We start from the raw sequence: 21,673 nt of genomic DNA, 5'->3' as shown, positions 1-21,673 counted from the left end.
CACCCGCCCGCCCGTGCGGGTAAAGGGAATGACAAAAGAACAATGAAAGGTACAAAACGACCTTTTACCGAGGAGTCACAGGGAGTTCGTGATCACGCAACACCGTTCCTTCACAGTGAGTGCATGAGTCGAGACATGTCTGATGTGACCCGTGCACGGCACGGGCGTCCTGTGCACCACTGGCGACGGGATGTGATCGAACTGGCGGCGCTGTTCACGGCGGTGGCGGTGGCGGACGTCGTGGCGGATCTGGTGGGGCACGGCCCCGGCGGCCCCGCGCTGCTGGTGATCTCCGCGCTCGCCCTGGTCGCCACGACGGGCTTCCACACATGGTGGTCACGGCGCCACGGTCACGCCCCGCCCCCGGACGATACCGGTGCCCGGCCGCCCGCCCCGGCGGGCCGGGCCGGGCACTCCGACCCGCCGCGGTCGGCACCCGACGAGGCGTCCGGCGCCGCCGCGCTGTGGCGGATGCGGACGACGGTGCGGGACGAGCCGGGCTCACTGGCGGCGTTGTGCACGGCGCTGGCCACCCGGCAGGTCGACATCCTCAGCCTCCAGGCACATCCACTGGCCGAGGGCACGGTGGACGAGTTCCTGCTGCGGGCGCCGGGCGAGGTCACGGCGGCCGAGATCACCCGGGCGGTGTCCCGGGCGGGCGGCGCGAAGACCTGGATCGAGCGCGCCGACGCCCACGATCTGGTGGACGCGCCGACCCGGGTCCTGGGCCTGGCCACCCGCACGGCGCTGGACGCGGCCGAACTACCCTTGGCGCTGCGGCAGTTGCTGGGGCGGTGCACCATCCGCTCGCTGCCTGCCGCACCGGCCGGCCGGGCGCACGGCACGGACGCGCTGCCGGTGGAAGGGGCGTTGGAGGAGACGGTCATGCGCCTGCGGGCGCCGGAGGGCGGAGTGGTCACCGTGGAGCGGCCGTATCTGCCGTTCACGCCGACCGAGTTCGCGCGGGCGCGGGCGCTGGTCGAGCTGGACGCCCGGCTGGGTCCGCGCATCCCGCGCGGCCAGGACGTGGTGACGCTCGCCGAGGGCGAGCCGATCACCGTACGGCGCGCCGACACCCAGGATCTGGACGCGGCACGCGCCATGCACGAACGCTGCTCGACGGGCACCCTCCGCCTGCGCTACCACGGGCCGGTCGGTGACGCGGACCGCTATCTGAACCACCTGCTCAGCCCGCGCTTCGGCCGGACGCTCGCGGTGGAGACCGCGTCGGGCCGCATCGTCGGACTCGGCCACCTGCTGTGGGACGGGGACGAGACGGAGGTCGCGCTGCTCGTCGAGGACGACTGGCAACGGCGCGGCATCGGGGGCGAGTTGCTGGGCCGGCTGGTGTCGATGGCGGTCGAGGCGAAGTGCGAGAGCGTGTACGCCGTGACACAGGCGTCCAACACCGCCATGGTCGCCGCGATGCGCGGCCTCGGCCTTCCGCTCGACTACCAGATCGAGGAGGGCACGCTGGTCATCACGGCCCGCCTGGACGCCACCCCGGTCACCTCACGGATGCCGTACGACGTGGAGTGCGAGCAGGGCGAGTGGAGCGCGCGGGAGTAGCGAGGAGGCGGCGGAACTCCAGCGAGGACGAGGGCCGGGACCGGCAGACGACCGCCACGTCGCGGGCCGTTCCGCGGTGTTGGTGAGCGGTCCGGCAGGCGACTGCCGAGTCGCTCGCCGGTCGGGGGTGTTGATGAGCGGTCCGGCGGAAGCGTCCGCCGGACCGCGCCCGTTGTCAGGCGTCGTGGACCGCCGGCGGTCGCCGCGCCTGCCCTGCCGGGGCAGCCTCCGCGGCCCCCAGCGCGCCGTCCAGGTCCGTCCACAGATCCTCGATGTCCTCCAGGCCGACCGACAGCCGCAGCAGCCGGTCGTTCACTCCGGCGCCCCGGCGGTCCGCCGCGTCGACGATGCGGTGGCTGATGGACGCCGGGTGCTGGATGAGGGTGTCGACGCTGCCGAGGCTCACCGCCGGGGTGATCAGCCGTACGCCGGCGATCACTTCGTGCGGGTCGCCGTAGACCTCGAAGGCGATCATCGCGCCGCCGATCCGCGGATAGCGGACGCGGCTGACGCGCGGATCGGCGGTGAGGCGGCGGGCGAGTCCGGCGGCCGTGGCGGACGCGGCGCGGACCCGTACGGGCAGGGTCGACAGACCGCGCAGCAGCAGATAGCCGGCCAGCGGATGGAGCACCCCTCCGGTGGCGAAGCGCACCTGGCGCAGCCGCCCCGCGAACTCCTCGTCGCAGGCCACCACGCCCGCCATCACATCGCCGTGGCCGCCGAGGTACTTCGTGGCGCTGTGCAGCACGAGCCGGGCGCCGTGCTCGGCGGGGCGTTGCAGTACGGGCGTCGCGAAGGTGTTGTCCACGAGCAGCGGTACGGAGCCGCATGAGTGCGCGACGGCCCGCAGGTCGATCTCGGTGAGCGTCGGGTTGGCCGGTGTCTCGACGATCACCAGTCCGGTGTCGGGGCGCAGCGCGTCGGCGATCCCAGCCGGATCGGTCCAGGTCACCTCCGTGCCCAGCAGCCCGGCGGTGAGCAGATGGTCGCTACAGCCGTACAGGGGCCGTACGGCCACGGCGTGCCGCAGACCCGTCGAGGCGCGGACGAGGAGCACGGCGGTCAGCGCCGCCATTCCGCTGGCGAACGCGACCGCGCTGTCGGTGCCTTCGAGGCGGGCCAGCGCGGTCTCGAAGCGGGCGACGGTCGGGTTGCCGAGCCGGCCGTAGACGGGCGGGCCGTCCGGTTCGGCGCCGGTGGCGGCGAAGGTGTCGATCCGCGCGGCCTCCCCCCGGCTGTCGTACGAGGGATAGGTGGTGGACAGATCGATCGGCGGGGCGTGCAGGCCCTGACCGGCGAGATCGTCCCGGCCGGCGTGCACGGCCTCGGTGGCCAGTGCCCTCGGTGCGGTGCGGGCCCGTCCGTGCCCGTGGCCGTGGCCGTGCGGGGTGGGGCCCAGGTTTGGTGTGTCCATGACGTTCATAGGAGAAGACTGAACACCGGGCGGGGAGAGGGGTTTCCGCACCGTGTTACGTTCGGCCGATGGCTGAGTCTGTCGTACTGGATCCGGTCGATCTGCACCTGCTGCGCCTCCTGCAGAACGACGCCCGGACGACGTACCGCGATCTCGCGGCGCGGGTCGGTGTCGCGCCCTCGACCTGTCTGGACCGGGTGGCCCGGCTGCGCCGGTCCGGGGTCATCCTCGGGCATCGGCTCAGGCTGGATCCGGCGAAGCTGGGACGCGGCCTCGAAGCCCTCCTCTCGGTTCAAGTGAGGCCGCACCGGCGGGAGTTGGTGGGCCCCTTCGTGGAGCGGATCAGGGCGCTGCCCGAGTCGCGGACGGTCTTCCACCTGACCGGCGCCGACGACTACCTCGTCCATGTGGCGGTCGCCGACATGACGGACCTCCAGCGGCTGGTGCTGGACGAGTTCACGGCACGGCGCGAGGTGGCGCGGGTGGAGACCCGGTTGATCTTCCAGCAGTGGGAGTGCGGGCCGCTGCTGCCACCGGCCACGCCCACAGCTGAATCGGGGTGACGCGGCGCCGTCCCCGTATGAGGATGGGCCTCATGTCGCAGACCCTCACTCCGCTGCCCCGGCAGGTCGCCGACGCCTACGTCGACGACCTCATCGCCCTCGACCCGGTCACCGGTACGTACCTCGGCGTGCGGGAGAGTTCGAGCCGCCTGCCCGACCTCTCACCGGCCGGCGGACGCGCCCTCGCGGAGCTTCAGCGGGCGACCCTCGCCAAGCTCGACGAGGCCGAGCGCCGTCCCGGCGCCGACAGTGACATCGAGCGGCGCTGCGCCCGGCTGCTGCGGGAGCGGCTCACCGCCGAACTCGGGGTGCACGACGCGGACGAGGGCCTGCGCGCGGTCGGCAACATGGCGACCCCGGCGCACTCGGTGCGCGAGGTGTTCACGGTGACGCCGGCCGAGACCGACGAGGACTGGGCCGCGATCGCCGAGCGGCTGCGCGCGGTGCCGACCGCCCTCGCCGGTTACCGCGAGTCCCTCGCGCTCGGCCTGGACCGCAAGCTGTTCGCGGGACCGCGCCCGACCGCCACCTTCGTCGGCCAGCTCACCGAGTGGTCGGACACCGACGGCCAGGGCCGCGGCTGGTTCGAGGACTTCGCCGCGGCCGGGCCGGAGGCGCTCCGCGCCGAACTGGACGAGGCCGCCCGCGCGGCCGGCGCCGCCGTGGTGGAGCTGCGGGACTGGATGCGCGACGTGTACGCGCCGACCGTCGAGGGCGCCTCGAACACGGTGGGCCGCGAGCGGTACGCGCGCTGGTCGCGCTACTTCAACGGGACGGACCTCGACCTGGACGAGGCGTACGCGTACGGCTGGTCCGAATACCGGCGACTGCTCGGCGAGATGAAGCAGGAGGCCGAGAAAATCCTGCCCGGCGCCGGGACCCCCTGGGTGGCGCTCGCGCACCTCGACGAGCACGGCCGGCACATCGAGGGCGTCGACGAGGTCCGCGACTGGCTCCAGGGCCTGATGGACAAGGCGATCAAGGAACTGGACGGCACACACTTCGAACTCGCCGAGCGGGTACGGCGGGTCGAGTCCCGCATCGCCCCCGCGGGCAGCGCGGCGGCGCCGTACTACACGCCCCCCTCGGAGGACTTCTCCCGCCCGGGCCGCACCTGGCTGCCGACGATGGGCCAGACCCGCTTCCCCGTCTACGACCTCGTCTCGACCTGGTACCACGAGGGCGTCCCCGGCCATCACCTCCAGCTCGCCCAGTGGGCGCACATCGCGGAGAACCTCTCCCGCTACCAGGCCTCCGTCGGCATGGTCAGCGCCAACGCGGAGGGCTGGGCGCTCTACGCGGAGCAGTTGATGGACGAGCTGGGCTTCCTGACGGACGCGGAGGAGCGGCTCGGCTATCTCGACGCGCAGATGATGCGCGCCACCCGGGTCATCGTCGACATCGGCATGCACCTGGAGCTGGAGATTCCCGCGGACTCGCCGTTCCACCCGGGTGAGCGGTGGACGCCCGAGCTGGCGCAGGAGTTCTTCGGGGCGCACAGCAGCCGCCCCGCCGACTTCGTGGAGAGCGAGCTGACCCGCTATCTGACGATCCCGGGACAGGCGATCGGCTACAAACTGGGGCAGCGTGCCTGGCTGCTCGGCCGTGCCAACGCCGAACAGCGCCACGGTGACTCCTTCGACCTCAAGTCCTGGCACATGGCCGCGCTGTCGCTCGGCTCGCTGGGACTCGACGACCTGGTGGACGAGCTGTCGCAGCTCTGATCCGCGCGGCGGCGGCCGGCTCCGGGGTCCGGCCGCCGCCGGGCCCGCGGCCCCCACTCCGCCTTCTCCGCCTTCTCCGCCTTCTCCGCCTTCTCCGCCTTCTCCGCCTTCTCCGCCTTCTCCGCCTTCTCCGCCTTCTTCAGACAGCCCGGCGCCCCCAGCCTCCTCAGCAACCGCAGTCCGCCGCGTCCGCCGGCGCGGTCAACGGGTCGGCGGTGCGCCGCTGTTGGCCCTCCCAGGTCTCGAACGCGAAGCCCTCGCGCACCCAGTACTCGAAGCCGCCGAGCATCTCCTTGACCCGGTAGCCGAGTTCGGCGAGGGCGAGGGCCGCACGGGTGGCGCCGTTGCAGCCGGGTCCCCAGCAGTACGTGACGACCGGCACCGCCCGGTCGAGGAGCCGCCCGGCCTGCTCGGTGACGAGGGCGGTGGGCAGGTGGACGGCGCCGGGCACATGGCCCTGGTCCCAGGACGCGGTGGACCGGACGTCGACCACCACGAACCCCGGGTCGCCGTCGGCCGCGAGCGCGGCGGCCACGTCGGACACGTCCGCGTGGAAGGCGAGGCTCGCCCGGAAGTGGGCGGCGGCCACCGCCGGGGCGGCCGGGGCGACACCCAGGACGGGGTGGGCTGCGGTCGAGGTGCTGTTCATGGTCGGACCCTTTCGCGACGGAACGTCTGACCAGGAATCTACGGTCGGCAGCCGCGGCCCTGAAGGGACTTCTCCCGGCGTTCCCCTTGCCTCGCCGGGGATTCACCTGCTACTCCTCGCAGATGACCGTGTATTCCCCGGACGCCACCGACTGGCGCATCCTCGATGTCCTCCAGCGCCAGGGCCGGGCCGGCTTCGCCGAGCTGGCCCGTGCCGTTTCGATGTCCGCGAGCGCGGTCACCGAGCGCGTACGCCGGCTGGAGGAGGCGGGTGTCATCCAGGGGTACGCGGCCGTCGTGGATCCGGAGCGGCTCGGCCTGTCGATCATGGCGTTCGTGCGGCTGCGCTATCCGAACGGCAACTACAAGCCCTTCCACGACCTGGTCGCCGTGACGCCCGAGATACTGGAGGCGCACCATGTCACGGGCGACGACTGCTTCGTGCTCAAGGTCGTCGCCCGCTCCATGAAGCATCTGGAGGAGGTGTCGGGGAAGATCGGCGCACTCGGCTCGGTGACGACGAGCGTCGTCTACTCCTCGCCGCTCCCCCGCCGTCCACTGGGCCGCTGACCCCCGCCGGCGCTGCCCCGCTGCCGTACCGTCGACCCCTCCCGGCCCTTGACGACCTCCAACTGGGCGTGGATGCGCCGCCGCAGGTCGCCGACATGGCTGACGATGCCCACGCTGCGGTCGCGTTCGCGCAGGGAGTCCAGCACGTCGAGGACCTCGTCGAGGGTCTGCTCGTCGAGGCTGCCGAAGCCCTCGTCGATGAAGAGCGTGTCCAGCCGGACCCCGCCGGCCTCGTCGGTGACGACGTCCGCGAGCCCCAGCGCGAGCGCCAGCGACGCGAAGAACGTCTCCCCGCCGGAGAGCGTCGCCGTGTCCCGCTCCCGCCCGGTCCAGGCGTCGACGACATGCAGGCCCAGGCCGCTGCGCCCGCGCCCCGCCCGGTCGGCGGAGTGGACGAGGGTGTAGCGGCCGGACGACATGCGCCGCAGCCGCGCGGTCGCGGCGGCCGCCACCTGCTCCAGCCGGGCGGCGAGGACGTACGACTCCAGGCGCATCCGGCGCTCGTTGTCGGCGGAGGTGCCCGCGGTGAGGGCGGCGAGCCGGGCCACCCGGTCGTACTCCTCGCGCAGCGGCGCCAGTCGGCGTGCCTCCGTCTCCGAGCGGGCGGAGAGCCGGTCGAGTTCGGCGCGGCGGCGGTCGGCCGCGTCGCGCGCGGACGCGGCGTCCCGGGTGCGGCGGCCCGCGCCGGACGCGGTCAGCTCCGCCGCCTCCTGGTCGGCGGGCGGCAGTTGGGCGGCGGCCACCGTCTCGGCCTCGGCGAGGACGGCCCGTACGGCGGCCTCCTCGTTCTGCCAGGCGTCCAGGCGGTGTTGGAGCGCGCGGTGGGCGTCGGAGTCGAGGAGTGCGTCGGCCGCGGCCTGCGGTGTGTCGAAGCCGGCCCGGAACGCGGCGTCGGCGAGACGGGCGTCGGCGTCCTTGAGCCGCTGGGCGGTGTCCTCGGCGGCGCGCGCCGCGTCGGCGGCGTCGGTGAGCCGGGCGGCCCGCAGCTCCAACTCCGCGGCGCGCGCGGCGACGCTGTCGGCGGCGCCCCGGGCGAGCGTCAACTCCTGTTCCAGTGCGGCCCTTTCGCTGTCCAGCAGGTCCCGGCGGGTAGCTCGGGAGGCGGCCCGGAGCGCGGCCTGCTGCTGGATCTCGGTCCGCCGCTCGTACTCCTGCCCGGCGCGGCGCAACTCCTCTTTGGCCGGGTGCAGCCGGGAGGCGTCCCGGCGCGCGCTCTCGTAGCGCTGCTCCAACTCCGCTACTTCGGCCGCGAGTTGATCGGTCGGGGTGGAGCCGGCCTCGGCGGTGGCGGCGGCGAGGGCCTCCCTGCCGAGACCCAGCCGTCGCTCCTCCTGAGAGCGCGCCTCCTCGGCGCGCTGGAGGCCGGCGAGGGCCCGCTCCTCCGCCGTGCGGTCGACGTGGCCCGCGGCTTTGCGGGCGGGGGCGGGGTGTTCGGTGGCTCCGCAGACGGCGCAGGGCTCGCCGTCGGTGAGGTGGGCGGCGAGTTCGGCGGCGATGCCGTTCAGCCGCTGTTCCCTCAGGTCCAGCCAGTGGGTGCGGGCCGCTACGGCGCGCTCGGCGGAGGCGAGGACCTGGCGCTCGGCGTCGTCCGTCTCACCGGCGAACCGGTCGCGCTGCCGGGCCGCGGCGAGCCGGCGCCGGGCGGGGTCGCGCTGGACGGCGAGCTGTTCGGCCAGGGCGGCGGCTTCCTGGGCCGCGTCGATCCGCGACTGGAGTCCGGAGCGGGTGGCTTCCCACTCGGCGAGCCAGCCCTCGGCCTCCTGACGGTCCTCCTCGTCGGCGCGCTCCTGCCGGTCCAACTCGTCGCGCTCGTCGAGGAGTTCGGTCATCCGCTGCTCGGCGCGCCGAGCCGACTCCAGGCCGCCCAGCTCTTCGGCCGCCCGGCGGGCGGCGGCGGCGAGCCCGGCCGCGCCCGCGCCCGCGCGGGTCTCCGGCAGCAGCGCCCGGGCGTGCCTGTCGGCTTCGGCCGCCCGCCGGTGCTCGGTCTCGGCGGCCTCCCGCAGCTCCAGCGCCGGTGCCACCGCCTCGGCCTTGCGGGACCGGTCCATCCGGGTCCGCGCCTGCCGGTACCCCTCGGCCCGCTCCTCCATGCCCGCGGCCCGCTCCCGGGCCTGCGCGAACCGCCCCTGAAGACGCGCCAGTTCGCGTACGTCGGCCAGGGTGCGGTCGGCGGTGGCCTGGGCGGACTCGGCGGCGGCGAGGCGGCTGTGGGCGACGGCCAGCTGTTCGCGCGCGGTGCTGCGCGCGACGGCGGCGGCGGCCAGCACCGCGTCGGCCAGGCCGGGTTCGCCAGGGGTGAGCTCCGGCAGCTCCATGGCGTCCCCGGCGGCCTGCTGCATCCGGTGCGCGTCGGCCAGCAACGCGGCGTCACCGGCGCGCACTTGGGCCTCGGTCGCCTTGCGCCGCTCCGCGAGGCGCTTCTCGACCTCGGCGAAGCGGTGGGTGTCGAAGAGGCGGCCCAGCAGCTTGCCCCGGGCCTCGGCGTCGGCCCGCAGGAAGCGCGCGAAGTCGCCCTGGGGCAACAGGACCACCTGGCAGAACTGTTCGCGGCTCATGCCGAGGAGCTGGGTGACCTCCTCGCCGATCTCCTGGTGCGAGCGACTGAGGTCCTTCCAGGCGCCGGCCGCCGGGTCGTACTCGCGCAGCAGGCTCTGGGCCTTGTCCAGGGTGCTGCCGGTGCCGCGCTTCTTGGGGCGCTCCCAGGGGGGCTGCCGAGTCAGCTCCAACCGGCGTCCGGCGACGGTCAGTTCGAGACAGACCTCGGTACGCGTACCGGCGGGGGCGTGGTCGCTGCGCAGGGTGATGCCCTGGCCGTTCTGGCGGGCGCCGGGGACCGAGCCGTAGAGCGCGTAGCACACGGCGTCCAGGACCGAGGTCTTGCCGGCGCCGGTCGGGCCGTGGAGCAGGAAGAGACCGGCCGTCGACAGGTCGTCGAAGTCGACCGTCTGCGCGGAGCCGAACGGCCCGAAGGCGGTGATGTCGAGGCGGTGCAGCCTCACCGGTCGCTCCTCTCGCCGCCGCGGCGCGCGGTCACCGGGCCACCTCCCGTACGGTCTCGTCGGCGCGCACGGCGTCGAACGCCTGCTGGAGCACGGCCCGTTCCTGCTCGTCGGGTCCGGCGCCGCGCACATGGGTCACGAAGTCCTCCGCGATCTCCCGCTCACCGCGGCCCGCGAGCCGCCTCGCATAGGACAGGTCCGGGTCGTCGGCGCCCCGCTCCGGTGCGAAGACGAGGCTCAGCGTGTGCGGGAAGCGCTCGGTGAGCCGGACCATCGGGTCGGCCGGGCGGACGGTGTCGGTGAGTGTGGCCTCGACCCATGACTCCGCGTGCCGCGCCAGGCCGGGATCGTCGAGCAGCTCCGCCAACGTCCCTCGGACACGGGCCAGTCGACGGGGCACCGGGCAGTCGAGGCGTTCGGCGGTGACGGTCCCCCCGGCGTCCAGGTCGACGAGCCACATGCTCTTGCGGTGCTCGGCCTCGGAGAAGGAGTACGGCAGGGGTGAGCCGGAGTACCGCACCCGCTCGGTGATGGTCTGGCAGCCGTGCAGATGGCCGAGCGCCACGTAGTCGACGCCGTCGAAGACGCCGGACGGCACGGCGGCCACCCCGCCGACGGTGATGTCCCGCTCGCTGTCGCTGGCCGCACCGCCGGTGACGAAGGCATGCGCGAGGACGACGGAACGGGTGCCCGGCGCCCGGGTGGCGAGATCGGCGCGGACCCGGTCCATGGCGGCCGCGAGCACGGTCTCGTGGCCGGCCTTCTCCACCCCGAACTCGTCCCGGACCAGGGCAGGTTCGAGGTAGGGCAGCCCGTAGAAGGCCACGTCCCCGGAAGCGTCGGCCAGCACCACCGGGGTGCCGCAGCCCGACGGCTCGGTCCGCAGATGGATGCCGGCGCGGTCGATGAGGCCCGCGCCGACGCCGAGGCGGCGCGCGGAGTCGTGGTTGCCGGAGATCATCACCGTGGGCACGCCCAGGTCGGCGAGCCGGTGCAGGGTGTCGTCGAACAGCTCGACCGCGGCGAGCGGGGGCACCGCCCGGTCGTACACGTCCCCCGAGACGACCAGGGCGTCCACCTCGCGCTCACGCACGGTGGCGACCAGGTGGCCGACGAAGTCGGCCTGGGCGCCGAGCATGTTCACGCGATGGAAGGCCCGGCCCAGGTGCCAGTCGGAGGTGTGCAGCAGTCTCATGATCCCCGAAGCGTAACGGCCGGGTCCGACAGCACGGGCGGTTGCTCCCGTATCGGTCCGTCACGACCGCATGGGCGGCCGTCCCTTATGGGCCGTTCGCCCGATCCGTCACACGTCTCCGTACGCCTCTCCGCCCAGTTCCAGGCGCGCCGTTCCGGCGGTGGCGTCGGCCAGCCAGCCGCGGAAGGCGTCCACCTCGGCGTCCGGCAGGCCGATCTCCATCGTGACGGCCTCGCCGTAGCGGACGTCCCGCACCGCGCGGCCGGTCGAGCGCAGGTCGTTCTCGATCCGGCCGGCCCGCTGGTGGTCGACGGTCACGGTGGCGAGCCGGAAGCGGCGGCGGGTGAGGGTGCCGACGGCGTCGAGCGCCTCGCCGACCGAGCCGCCGTACGCCCTGATGAGGCCGCCCGCGCCGAGCTTCACGCCGCCGTAGTAGCGGGTGACGACGGCGACGACGTAGCGCATGTCGCGGCGGAGCAGCATCTGGAGCATGGGGACGCCGGCGGTGCCGCCGGGCTCGCCGTCGTCGCTCGCCTTCTGGATCGCGGCGTCGGCGCCGATGACGTAGGCGAAACAGTTGTGGGTAGCGTCCGTGTGCTCCCTGCGAACGCGGGCAATGAAGTTCTGGGCCTCCTCTTCGGTGGCCGCCGGGGCGAGGGCGCACAGGAAGCGGGAGCGGTTGACCTCGGTCTCGTGCACGCGCGCGTGGGCCACTGTGCGGTACTCGTCCTGCATCCGGCCAGCCTATGCGCCCGGTCCGAGGTCGCCCCCGGTCCGGGCGCGGGTGACGATGTGGTGGATACTCGCTCCTCGTCGCCCGGGCCCCGGGCACACTCGTTCGATCACAGGGAGTCGTCATCATGACCGGCGCGCAGGTGGAGCGTACGGACACCGCCGGGACGAGCGGGCCCGGTGCTTCCGCCGGGGCCCGTTGCCGTGCCTGGCTGCTGGAGGGGCTGAGCGAGCAGAGCGCCCGGCACCCGGGCCCGCACGCCACCCCGCAGCCCGAGCAGGAGGGGCACGCGTGGTGGCGGGTCATGTGCCTCACCGGCGTCGACTACTTCTCCACGCTGGGTTACCAGCCGGGTATCGCCGCGCTCGCGGCCGGGCTGCTGTCGCCGCTCGCCACGATCGTCCTGATCGCGCTGACGCTCCTCGGGGCGCTCCCGGTGTACCGGCGGGTGGCGCACGAGAGTCCGCACGGCGAGGGGTCGATCGCCATGCTGGAGCGGCTGCTGCCGTGGTGGTCGGGGAAGATCCTCGTCCTGGTGCTGCTGGGCTTCGCGGCGACCGACTTCATGATCACGGTCACCCTGTCGGCCGCGGACGCCGCCGCGCACGTGGTGGAGAACCCGTTCTCCCCGGGGTGGATGCACGGCGGGAACACCTGGATCACGCTGCTGCTCGTCGCCGCGCTCGGCGCGGTCTTCCTCAAGGGGTTCCGTGAGGCGATGGGGATCGCGGTCGTCCTCGTGGGCCTCTACCTCACGCTCAACCTCGTGGTGCTCGCAGTCTCCGCCTGGGAGGTGCTGAGCCACCCGGTGAAGATCGGGGACTGGACGGACGCGATGACGGCCGCGCACTCCTCGCCGCTGGCGATGGTCGGGGTGGCGCTGCTCGTCTTCCCGAAGCTGGCCCTCGGCATGTCCGGCTTCGAGACGGGCGTGGCGGTGATGCCGCAGGTCAAGGGCGACCCGGACGACACGTACGCGAAGCCGGCGGGCCGGATCCGGGACACCCGCAAGCTGCTCACCACGGCCGCCGTGATCATGAGCTGCTTCCTGCTGCTGTCCAGTCTGGCGACGACGATCCTCATCCCGCAGTCGGCGTTCAAGACGGGCGGCCCGGCGAACGGGCGCGCCCTCGCCTACCTCGCGCACGAGCATCTCGGCCAGGTCTTCGGCACGGTGTACGACGTCTCGACCATCGCCATCCTGTGGTTCGCGGGTGCCTCGGCGCTGGCCGGGCTGCTGAACCTGGTCCCGCGCTATCTGCCGCGCTACGGCATGGCGCCGGAGTGGACCCGGGCGGTGCGTCCCCTGGTGCTGGTGTTCATGGTCTCGGCCGTCCTGATCACGCTCTGGTTCCACGCCAGCGTGGACGCGCAGAGCGGCGCGTACGCGACGGGTGTGCTGGTGCTGATGCTGTCGGCGGCGTTCGCCTCCACGGTCGCCGTGCACAGGCGGGGCCACCGGGCGGCGGCGCTCGGCTTCGGGACGATCACCGCCGTCTTCGCGTACACCCTGGTCACCAATGTGATCGAGCGGCCCGACGGCATCAAGATCGCGGGGATCTTCATCGTGCTGATCCTGACCACCTCGTTCAGCTCACGGGTGCACCGGGCCTTCGAACTGCGCGCCGCCGAGGTCACCTTCGACGACCGCGCGGCCCGGTTCGTGACGGAGGCGGCGCGCAGCGGCCCGCTGCGGCTGATCGCCAACGAGCCGCAGGAGCACAGCAGGAAGGAGTACCGCGCCAAGGAGTACAGCCAGCGCGAGCACACCCACATCCCGGACGGCGGCCCGGTGCTCTTCGTGGAGGTGCTGGTGCGCGACTCCTCCGACTTCACCGCCGACATCGACGTGCGCGGCGACGACAAGTACGGGGTGCGCCGGCTTCGGGTGGAGGGCCCCACGGTCCCCAACGCCATCGCCGCGGTCCTGCTCGCCCTGCGCGACCGCACCGGCGAGGTGCCGCACGCCTACTTCGACTGGACCGAGGGCAACCCCGTGAGCCATCTCGCCCGTTTCCTGGTCTTCGGCGACGGCGAGGTGGCCCCGGTCACCCGGGAGGTGCTCCGCCGCGCGGAGCCGGACCCGGAGCGGCGCCCCCGGGTGCACGTGGGCTGAGAGGTGTCCGGGGTCACTTCCGGCCGCGCGGCACGGTCATGGAGGTCAGCAGGGCCGTGCCGGGGGTGAGGGAGCGCCAGGTGGCGCCGTGCCAGGCCAGGACGGCGATCGCCGAGGTGGGGAACTTCGCGCGGACCCGGTCCCGGGTGTCGCCGCGCGCGTCACCGGCGAGTGCCAGGACCAGTTCCTCCAGGCCCGGGTTGTGCCCGATCAGCAGCAGCGTCCGGACCGCGGGCTCCACCTCGTGGACGATGTCGAGCAGTTCGGGCACCCCGGCCGCGAACAGGCGCGGCTCGTACCGCACCGGAGGCGGGGCGCCCCACTCGGCAGAGGCGAGTTCCCAGGTCTGACGGGCCCGTACGGCCGTCGAGCAGAGGGCGAGATCGGGCAGGCAGTCCGCGTCGGCGAGGGCGGCCCCCGCGACCGGCGCGTCCCTGCGTCCGCGCGGCGCGAGCGGTCGCAGGGGGTCGGGCACGCTCTGCGGCCAGGCGGACTTGGCGTGCCGCAGCACGACGAGGCGACGCGGCGGGAGGGGGTCGGCGGGCAAGTTCACGACGGCGCCCCGAGGTCGCGGGTGAGTTCGAGACCGAGCAGCCGGTCCGCGTGGGCGTACGTCTCGAAGCGCGCGCCGTCGGGTACGTCCGGGGCTTCCGCCACCCAGCGCAGCACCGCCAGCACCTCGCCCGCGTCCAGATCGTCCTCCCAGGCGGCACGCAACCGCGTCCCGACCGCGTCCGGGATCGGCCGCGAGGGCCGCCGTGCCCAGTCGGCGACGGCCCGGCGCCAGTGCGCGAGGGTGTTGGCGGCGGCGTCCAGTACGTCGGCGTCGAGCCGGACCGGCAGGTCGCGGGGCCGGTCGAGCAGGGCCAGCCGCAGGACGGCCGGGTCGGGCACGTCCGGCGGTGCGCTCGCGGGCGACTCGACGGGCGCCACCGCGACCAGGACGCCGTCGGGTGCGGAGGTGCCCTCGCCCGCCACGTGGATGGTCTGCGCCTGGCCCGGTCCCGGCCCCAGGTCGCGGCTGTCCTCGAAGGGGCGGATGCCCAGGGCCGCCGCTCCGGCGAGGAGTTCGGGCCGTCCGCGCGGTGCGGTCAGCAGCGACCACACGGGCGTACGGCCCAGTTCGAGGGCGCGGGCGAGCAGGTCGGCGACGAGCAGCACGCGCAGCGCCGTGGTGTCGTAGCCCGGTACGTGGACCTGGACCCTGGTCAGCCCCCGGCGGGCCGGAGCGGGGTCGACGGGCAGACCGGTTCGGGCGTCCTTGATGCGCAGCACGCAGTGAGCGTAGGCGGGTGGAGGGCCGTACGCGTGCAGGTTCGCGCTGTTCCGGGCGCGGCGGCGGTGGGAAGGTGGGGCAATTCGGCTTCGAAGCCTGGGTGTTGGGGGCCGTGAGTGCCGTCCGCGGCCCGCCGGGTGGCAGGGGAACAGCCGGCTGTCGCCCGTCCGCGTCCGGCCATGACGTCCGGCCATGACGTCCGGGGGACGACCCCAGCAGGAATGACCGCGCGCCCTCCGCTGTTGTGCCGCGCACCAGCCTCCGCCCATGCGTGCCCGAACATCGAGGAGACCCGCCATGTACGGCGACCCAGCGACGATCCGCAAGATCCTCACCGAACTCGGCGACACCTGGGCCGTCGTGGGGCTGTCGTCGAACGAACGGCGCGCGGCCTACGGCGTCGCCGCCGTCCTGCGGCGCTTCGGCAAACGCGTGGTGCCGGTGCACCCGAAGGCCGAGACCGTCCACGGCGAGCGGGGCTACCACTCGCTGGCGGCGATCCCCTTCGACGTCGACGTCGTCGACGTGTTCGTCAACAGCGATCTGGCCGGACCGGTCGCCGACGAGGCCGCTGCCATCGGTGCCCGGGCCGTCTGGTTCCAGCTGGGGGTCGTCGACGAGGACGCCTACGCCCGGACGCGGGCGGCGGGGCTCGACATGGTCATGGACCGCTGCCCCGCGATCGAGATTCCGGTTCTCGGCGTCAACCCCCGCTGACCTGCGCGCATACTCTGTAAAAGAAGCTTCCACAGCAAGTCAAATTTCAGGCAACGAGCTTATGAAAATATCCATTCATTCCTAGCCTGAGCCCTCCAGATCTCAAAGCATGCACGCAGACCTCGGAGGGTCCCTTGACATGGTGAGCGTTGAAAAGGCCGCACTGGAGGCCACCAGCGGTCCGGGCGGCCTCCGCCGGGACGTCGGACTGATCGGGCTGATGTGGGCCTCCGTCGGCTCCATCATCGGTTCCGGCTGGCTGTACGGCGCCCAGAAGGCCGTGGTCGTCGCCGGCCCCGCCGCGACCATCTCGTGGCTCATCGGCGCGGTCGCGATCGTGCTGCTGGCGCTGGTGCACGCGGAACTGGGCGGCATGTTCCCGGTCGCCGGCGGCACGGCCCGCTACCCGCACTACGCCTTCGGCGGCCTCGCCGGCATGTCCTTCGGCTGGTTCTCCTGGCTCCAGGCGGCGACCGTGGCGCCGATCGAGGTCGAGGCGATGATCGGGTACGCCGGTCACTGGTCCTGGGCGACGGGCTTCCAGCACACCAACGGGACGCTGACGCCGAGCGGCATCCTCGTCGCGGTCCTGCTCATGGCCGTCTTCGTCGTGGTCAACTTCCTCGGCGTCCGGGTCCTGGCGCACACCAACAGCGCCGCCACCTGGTGGAAGATCGCCGTACCGCTGGCCGCCATCTTCATCATCGCGGTGGGCAACTTCCACCCCGGCAACTTCACCTCGCACGGCTTCGCGCCGTTCGGCGCCAAGGGCATCCTCAGCGCGATCAGCTCCAGCGGCATCATCTTCGCGCTGCTCGGTTTCGAGCAGGCCATCCAGCTCGCGGGCGAGAGCCGCAACCCGAAGCGGGACCTGCCGCGCGCCACCCTCGGCTCCGTGGCCATCGGCGCGGTCATCTACGTACTGCTCCAGGTCGTCTTCATCGGCGCCCTCCCGGGCAGCACCTTCGCCCACGGCTGGGCCAAGCTCGATTACGCCGGGATCAGCGGACCTTGGGCCGGCCTGGCGACGCTGGTGGGCCTCGGCTGGCTGAGCGTGGTGCTCTACCTCGACGCCGTGATCTCCCCCGGCGGCACCGGCCTGATCTACACCACCGCCACCTCGCGCGTCTCCTACGGCCTGTCCAAGAACGGTTACGCGCCCAAGGTCTTCGCCCACACCGACCGGCGGGGCGTGCCGTGGTTCGGCCTGATCATCTCGTTCGTGACCGGCGTGTTCTGCTTCCTGCCGTTCCCGAGCTGGCAGGAGCTGGTCAGCTTCATCACCTCGGCGAGCGTCCTGATGTACGCCGGCGCCCCGCTGGCCTACGGCGTCTTCGCCGACCGGCTGCCGCAACTGGAGCGCCCCTACCGGCTGCCCGCGGGCAAGGTGCTGTCGCCGCTGTCCTTCGTGGTGGCCAACCTCATCATCTACTGGGCCGGCTGGGACACCCTGTGGCGGCTCGGCATCGCCATCGTGCTCGGCTACGTCCTGCTCGGCGCCTACGCCTGGTACGCCACGGCCAAGGAGCTGCCGGACGCGCCCCGGATGGACTGGAAGGCGGCCCAGTGGCTGCCGGTCTACCTGCTGGGCCTGGGCGTCATCTCCTGGCAGGGCGGGTTCGGCGGCCAGGGCCACATCGGCCTGTGGTGGGACATCGCCGTCATCGCCGTCTTCTCCCTCGGTATCTACTACTGGGCCACGGCGTCGGCGTCGCCGACCGAGGAGATCGAGCGCAGCATCGACGAGGTCGTCGTCACGGACGCGCCCGCCCACTGACACTGACACCCCACGCGGCGCCGCGTATGCACCCGCCGCACCCGGACCGGCCACCCCTCAGGTGGCCGGTCCTCGGTTGGCTGCACACCGTCATAATGTGGGGGTGACGTCCACCTCCCCCCACGCCTCCCCTCCCGCCGGCTCCCCTCCCGGCGGCCGCTTCCCGGTCGTCGTCGTGGGCGCGGGCCCCGCCGGACTCACCGTCGGAGGAGCGGCCCCGGGCCGGTGTCATCGAGGAGTGGGCCGTCCACGGACTGCGCCGACGCGGCCTGGCCGACGGCCTGTCGCAGCGCGCCCAGCCGCACACCGAGTGCGAGTTCCGCTTCGGCGGACGCCGCCACCGCCTGCCCTACACCGAGTTGACGGGCCGTCACCACTACGTCTATCCGCAGCCGTTGCTCGTGACGGACCTGGTGCGCGAGTACGCGGACGTGCGCGGCGGCGAGATCCGGTTCGGGGTGCGGGACGTCCGGCTGCACGACCTGGACGGTGACCGACCCTCGGTGTCGTACGTCTGCCCCGAGACGGGCCAACGGCGGCTGGTGCACTGCGAGTTCGTCGCGGGCTGCGACGGGGCGCGCGGCGTGACGCGGGCCTCGCTGCCGCCGGAGCGGGTCCGGATCGCGCGGCACGACTACGGGGTCGGCTGGCTGGCGCTGCTCGCCGAGGCACCGCCGGCCGCGGACCGCGTCGTGTTCGGCATCCATCCGAGCGGCTTCGCCGGGCACATGGCCCGCAGCCCCGAAGTGACCCGCTACTACCTGGAGTGCCCGCCCGGCGACGACCCCGGCAACTGGCCGCACGACCGCGTCTGGTCGGAGTTGCGGCACCGCCTCGCCGCGACCGGCGCCCCGCCGCCGACCGAGGGCCGACTGATCGAGAAACGGGTGCTCGACCTGCACAACTACGTCGTCGAGCCGATGGCGTTCGGCCGGCTCTTCCTCGCGGGCGACGCGGCTCACCTCACCGCGCCGATCGCCGCGAAGGGCATGAACCTGGCCCTGCACGACGCGTTCCTGCTCGGCGACGCGCTCGTCGCCTCTCTGACGCGGGGCGACGGCGACGGCCTGAACGGCTACTCGCGGGCGTGCCTCGGGCGCGTGTGGGAGTACCAGGAGTTCTCCCAGTGGCTCTCCGAGGTGTACCACGGCGCCTCGTCGGGCGACCCGTACCGGGCGGGCATCACGCTGGCCCGGCTGCGCCGGCTGTTCGACTCCCCCGCCGCCGCGGGCTCGTTCGCCGAGCAGTACCTCGGCCAGGACCCCGGCAGCTGAACCGGACCGTCCCCGGGGCGGTCGGCCCCAACCCGGCCTGGCGTCAGGCGACTCCGAGCCCCTCCAGCACCACCGCGCCGGGCAGCTCGGCGAACGCCTTGCCGGGGAGCGAGAGTTTGCCGCGCCGACAGCCACTGCCCACCAGGACGTAGGGGAGGTCGAGGACGGCGGAGTCGACCAACAGGGGCCAGGGGCTGGGTAGTCCGACAGGTGTGATGCCGCCGTACTCCATGCCGGTCTCGCCCGTCGCGGTCTCCGTCGACGCGAACGAGGCCTTCCGGGCGCCGAGTTGGCGACGCACCACGCCGTTCACATCGACCCGGGTGGTGGAGAGGGCGACGCACGCGGCGAGGGTGGTGTCGCCGCCGCGCTCGCCGGCCACCACCACACAGTTCGCGGACCGCTCCAGGAGTTCGCGGCCGTAGTGCTCGACGAAGACGGCGGTGTCGGCCCACTCCGGGTCGGTGTCGACGCAGAGGATCCGGTCGGCGGGGACGCTGCCCCGCCAGTCGCGCAGGGCGGCGGCTACCGGGCGGATCAGTTCGTCGAGGCAGTCGGGGGTGGGGGTGGCGTGGTCGAAACGCCCGATGGGTGCGCGCATGCCGGCACGCTGACAGTCCCGCCGGGCGGCCCTACGGGGTGTCCCGATGGACCGGCGGGACCGACACGGCCATCACCAGCTCCATCGGTACCGCACCCCGGTTGCCGTAGGTGTGCGCGGTGTTGGCCTCGAAGGTGGCGCTCGCGCCGGCCGGGACGAGGTGGTCCTCGCCGTCCACGGTGAGGGTCAGTTCGCCCGTGGTGACATGGACCAGTTCGACGGTGCCGCCGGGATGCGGCTCGGAGGAGCTGCTCTCGCCCGGCATCAGCCGCCACTCCCACATCTCCAGCGGGCCGGGCGCCTCGGTGCCGGCGAGGAGCTTGTTGTAGCTGCCGGCTTCGGTGTGCCACAGCCGCACGGCCCGTTCGGCGGGGACGATGCGGACCTTCGGGCCCTGTTCGTAGTCGAGCAGGGTGGTGATGCTGACGCCCAGGGCGTCACCGATCTTGACGACGGTGCCGATGCTGGGGTTGGTGCGGGCCTGCTCGATCTGGATGAGCATGCCCCGGCTGACGGCGGCGCGGGCGGCGAGCACGTCCAGGGTGAAGCCGCGTACCGAGCGCCAGTGTCTGACGTTGCGCGCCAGGGACTGGGTCAGCAGGTCGAGGTCCGACACGTTCCGTCCAATGTCTGCGATGCCCACGGCGACGCCTACGGGAATCGCGGTCCAATATTGTGGATGACAGAGTCCAGCACACTGAACTACGGTGTGTTGCACCCTTCGTCCACCGAACTGTACTGCGAGGCAGGCCATGACAGCACTTCTCGCCCTGGCCACCAGCCTGCTGTGGGGCCTGGCCGACTTCGGCGGCGGGCTGCTGACCCGGCGGTGCCCGGCGCTGACGGTGGTCGTGGTGTCGCAGGGCATCGCGGCGGCCGTACTGGGCGCGATCGTGGTCGCCACCGGCGGCTGGAGCGAGGGGGGACCCCGGCTGTGGTTCGCCCTCGCGGCGGGGCTGGTGGGGCCGGTGGCGTTGCTCTCCTTCTACAAGGCGCTCGCACTGGGCCCGATGGGCGTGGTCTCCCCGCTCGCCACGCTGAGCGTCGCCGTGCCCATCGGCGTCGGGATCTTCCTCGGCGAGCGGCCGGGGCCGGTACAGGTCGCCGGCATCGCGGTCGCCGTCACCGGGGTCGTCCTCGCGGGCGGTCCGCAGCTGCGGGGCGCGCCGGTACAGCGACGGGCGATCCTGCTGACGCTGGTCTCGGCGGCGGGCTTCGGCACGGTGTTCGCCCTGATCACGGAGGCGTCGACCGACGTCACCGGCCTCTTCCTCGCCCTCTTCGTCCAACGGCTGACGAGCGTGCTCGCGGGCGGGGCCGGGCTCTACGTCTCCGCGCGCCGGGGCACCGCCGCCCTGCCCGGGACCGGCTTCGCCTGGGCCACCCTGCCGGCCCTCGCCTTCGTCGGCCTCGCCGACGTCGCCGCCAACGGCACGTACGCGGTGGCCGCCCAGCACGGTCCGGTCACCGTCGCCGCCGTGCTGGCCTCCCTCTACCCGGTGGTGACCGCCCTCTCCGCCCGCGGTCTCCTCGGCGAACGCCTGCGCGCGGTCCAGGCGGCGGGCGCGGGCCTCGCGCTGGTGGGCACGGTGCTGCTGGCCACGGGGTGACGCGACGGTCACCCTTGCCGCACGCGAGCGGGTCTACTCCGACTCCGCGAGCCGTGCCACGGCCTCCTCATCAAGTGCCGCCAGCCGGGCCGCACTTGCCTCGTCCAGTCCGGCCAACGCGCGCAACTGGTCCGGCGTGACGTCCGCCGGGATCGGCACCGGGGCCGGGGTCCGCAACGGCGGCTGCCAGCCCTCGGCCGCGGTCCAGCGCCGTACGATCCGGGCCGGGGCGCCCGCGACGACGGCGTGGTCGGGCACCGTGCCGCGGACCACCGCGCCGGCGGCGACCACGACGTTCCGGCCGATCCGCGCGCCCGGCAGGATCACCGCACCGGTGCCGATCCAGCAGCCCGGACCGATCTCGACGGGCTCCATCCGCGGCCACTGCTTGCCGATCGGCTGGTGCGGGTCGTCGTAGGAGTGGTTGGTGGAGGTGACGTAGACGTACGGCCCGAAGTAGCAGTCGCTGCCGATGGTGACCGTCGTGTCGGCGATGACGTGGCTGCCGCGGCCGAGGACGACGCCGTCGCCCAGGCGGAGGATGGGTTCGGGGCCGAGGTCGAGGTCGGGCATCAGGCCGGCGGTGAGGGTGACCTGTTCGCCGACGATGCAGTGCGCGCCGAGATGGATCCACGGTTCACCGAAGACCGTCCCGAGCGGGAAGGCGAGCCTGGTACCTGTTCCCATCGCGCCGAAGCGCAGCCGCCCGGGGTGGTCGGCGGTGACGGAACCCGTGCGCTGTGCCCAGGCCCAGCCCGCGTGGACGGCCCGCTGCGCGATGCGGCGCCGCCATGATGAGAACGTGTTCTTGCGCTTGGGCACCCGTTCACCGTACTCAGCGCGGGCCGGGGCCATGAGGTCCGGCCGCTGTGATCTTCGCCCCAACG

General features: G+C 73.2%; 18 protein-coding genes and 1 pseudogene. 9 read left to right on the top strand and 10 right to left on the bottom strand.

Translation table 11 applies throughout. The annotated features are described in order from the left end of the window. Positions 1-135: 135 nt before the first annotated feature. A complete protein-coding gene (locus ABZT12_RS25395) occupies positions 136-1,569 on the top strand; it encodes a GNAT family N-acetyltransferase (protein ID WP_356388634.1) in 1,434 nt (477 codons plus the stop codon). A 175-nt stretch (positions 1,570-1,744) separates the two neighbouring features. Here the strand turns inward: ABZT12_RS25395 and ABZT12_RS25390 are convergent, their stop codons facing one another. After that, positions 1,745-2,983, bottom strand: a complete 1,239-nt coding sequence (locus ABZT12_RS25390; RefSeq protein ID WP_356388632.1) for a PLP-dependent transferase — start codon at positions 2,981-2,983, stop codon at positions 1,745-1,747. 68 nt (positions 2,984-3,051) lie between these two features. Here ABZT12_RS25390 and ABZT12_RS25385 point away from each other — a divergent pair, with 68 nt between their 5' ends. Then, the gene (locus ABZT12_RS25385) at positions 3,052-3,546 is read left to right on the top strand and encodes an Lrp/AsnC family transcriptional regulator (protein WP_356388630.1); all 495 of its coding nucleotides are present in this window, start codon (positions 3,052-3,054) and stop codon (positions 3,544-3,546) included. 32 nt (positions 3,547-3,578) lie between these two features. After that, positions 3,579-5,270 (top strand): DUF885 domain-containing protein, encoded by a 1,692-nt coding sequence (locus ABZT12_RS25380; protein WP_356388628.1) that lies wholly within the window; start codon positions 3,579-3,581, stop codon positions 5,268-5,270. Positions 5,271-5,436: 166 nt separating this feature from the next. Here ABZT12_RS25380 and ABZT12_RS25375 read toward each other — a convergent pair whose 3' ends face one another. Beyond that, positions 5,437-5,919, bottom strand: coding sequence for a rhodanese-like domain-containing protein (locus ABZT12_RS25375; protein WP_356388626.1), 483 nt, complete (start codon positions 5,917-5,919; stop codon positions 5,437-5,439). A 122-nt stretch (positions 5,920-6,041) separates the two neighbouring features. Here ABZT12_RS25375 and ABZT12_RS25370 point away from each other — a divergent pair, with 122 nt between their 5' ends. Then, on the top strand, positions 6,042-6,488 hold the full coding sequence (locus tag ABZT12_RS25370) for an Lrp/AsnC family transcriptional regulator (protein WP_356388624.1): 447 nt from the start codon (positions 6,042-6,044) through the stop codon (positions 6,486-6,488). Here the strand turns inward: ABZT12_RS25370 and ABZT12_RS25365 are convergent. From ABZT12_RS25365 to ABZT12_RS25355, 3 genes are all read right to left on the bottom strand, one after another. Beyond that, a complete protein-coding gene (locus tag ABZT12_RS25365; protein WP_356388622.1) occupies positions 6,449-9,487 on the bottom strand; it encodes an SMC family ATPase in 3,039 nt (1,012 codons plus the stop codon). The two genes, ABZT12_RS25370 and ABZT12_RS25365, sit on opposite strands and share 40 nt — an antisense overlap. Before the next feature lie 31 nt (positions 9,488-9,518). Further along, positions 9,519-10,682 (bottom strand): exonuclease SbcCD subunit D, encoded by a 1,164-nt coding sequence (locus tag ABZT12_RS25360; protein ID WP_356388620.1) that lies wholly within the window; start codon positions 10,680-10,682, stop codon positions 9,519-9,521. Positions 10,683-10,790: 108 nt separating this feature from the next. Continuing rightward, on the bottom strand, positions 10,791-11,417 hold the full coding sequence (locus tag ABZT12_RS25355) for a YigZ family protein (RefSeq protein ID WP_356388618.1): 627 nt from the start codon (positions 11,415-11,417) through the stop codon (positions 10,791-10,793). Between the two features lie 125 nt (positions 11,418-11,542). On the opposite strand from ABZT12_RS25355, the gene ABZT12_RS25350 reads away from it, so the two are divergent. Next, positions 11,543-13,531 carry an amino acid transporter gene (locus ABZT12_RS25350; RefSeq protein ID WP_356388616.1) on the top strand — a complete coding sequence of 663 codons (1,989 nt, stop codon included), beginning with the start codon at positions 11,543-11,545 and terminating at the stop codon, positions 13,529-13,531. Between the two features lie 13 nt (positions 13,532-13,544). On the opposite strand, the gene ABZT12_RS25345 is transcribed toward ABZT12_RS25350, so the two are convergent. Both ABZT12_RS25345 and ABZT12_RS25340 read right to left on the bottom strand, forming a co-directional pair. Beyond that, the gene (locus ABZT12_RS25345; RefSeq protein ID WP_356388614.1) at positions 13,545-14,084 is read right to left on the bottom strand and encodes a histidine phosphatase family protein; all 540 of its coding nucleotides are present in this window, start codon (positions 14,082-14,084) and stop codon (positions 13,545-13,547) included. After that, positions 14,081-14,806 carry a hypothetical protein gene (locus tag ABZT12_RS25340; RefSeq protein ID WP_356388612.1) on the bottom strand — a complete coding sequence of 242 codons (726 nt, stop codon included), beginning with the start codon at positions 14,804-14,806 and terminating at the stop codon, positions 14,081-14,083. Before ABZT12_RS25340 ends, ABZT12_RS25345 begins: the two co-directional genes overlap by 4 nt. Positions 14,807-15,104: 298 nt before the next feature. Between ABZT12_RS25340 and ABZT12_RS25335 the strand changes: the two genes are divergently transcribed. The 3 genes and pseudogenes from ABZT12_RS25335 (at position 15,105) to ABZT12_RS25325 (ending at position 18,575) form a co-directional block, all read left to right on the top strand. After that, positions 15,105-15,524, top strand: a complete 420-nt coding sequence (locus tag ABZT12_RS25335) for a CoA-binding protein (RefSeq protein ID WP_356388610.1) — start codon at positions 15,105-15,107, stop codon at positions 15,522-15,524. A 139-nt stretch (positions 15,525-15,663) separates the two neighbouring features. Beyond that, complete coding sequence (locus ABZT12_RS25330) at positions 15,664-17,301, top strand: APC family permease (RefSeq protein WP_356388609.1); 1,638 nt, start codon at positions 15,664-15,666, stop codon at positions 17,299-17,301. A 175-nt stretch (positions 17,302-17,476) separates the two neighbouring features. Then, positions 17,477-18,575: pseudogene (locus tag ABZT12_RS25325) on the top strand (4-hydroxybenzoate 3-monooxygenase). A gap of 43 nt (positions 18,576-18,618) precedes the next feature. On the opposite strand, the gene ABZT12_RS25320 reads toward ABZT12_RS25325, so the two are convergent. Both ABZT12_RS25320 and ABZT12_RS25315 read right to left on the bottom strand, forming a co-directional pair. Continuing rightward, on the bottom strand, positions 18,619-19,176 hold the full coding sequence (locus ABZT12_RS25320) for a YbaK/EbsC family protein (RefSeq protein WP_356388608.1): 558 nt from the start codon (positions 19,174-19,176) through the stop codon (positions 18,619-18,621). A 31-nt stretch (positions 19,177-19,207) separates the two neighbouring features. After that, complete coding sequence (locus ABZT12_RS25315) at positions 19,208-19,792, bottom strand: XRE family transcriptional regulator (RefSeq protein WP_356388607.1); 585 nt, start codon at positions 19,790-19,792, stop codon at positions 19,208-19,210. Positions 19,793-19,928: 136 nt separating this feature from the next. Here ABZT12_RS25315 and ABZT12_RS25310 point away from each other — a divergent pair, with 136 nt between their 5' ends. Then, positions 19,929-20,786 (top strand): DMT family transporter, encoded by an 858-nt coding sequence (locus ABZT12_RS25310; RefSeq protein ID WP_356388606.1) that lies wholly within the window; start codon positions 19,929-19,931, stop codon positions 20,784-20,786. A 33-nt stretch (positions 20,787-20,819) separates the two neighbouring features. On the opposite strand, the gene ABZT12_RS25305 is transcribed toward ABZT12_RS25310, so the two are convergent. Then, positions 20,820-21,641: an acyltransferase gene (locus ABZT12_RS25305; protein ID WP_356388604.1), complete on the bottom strand. Its 822-nt coding sequence runs from the start codon at positions 21,639-21,641 to the stop codon at positions 20,820-20,822. Between the last annotated feature and the right edge of the window lie 32 nt (positions 21,642-21,673).

The sequence above is a fragment of the Streptomyces sp. NPDC005423 genome (assembly GCF_040606415.1).
In the GTDB taxonomy this organism is placed as follows: Bacteria; Actinomycetota; Actinomycetes; order Streptomycetales; family Streptomycetaceae; genus Streptomyces.
The sequence above is the reverse complement of the archived record's forward strand: the minus strand, read 5'-3'. Positions and strand labels throughout refer to the sequence as shown.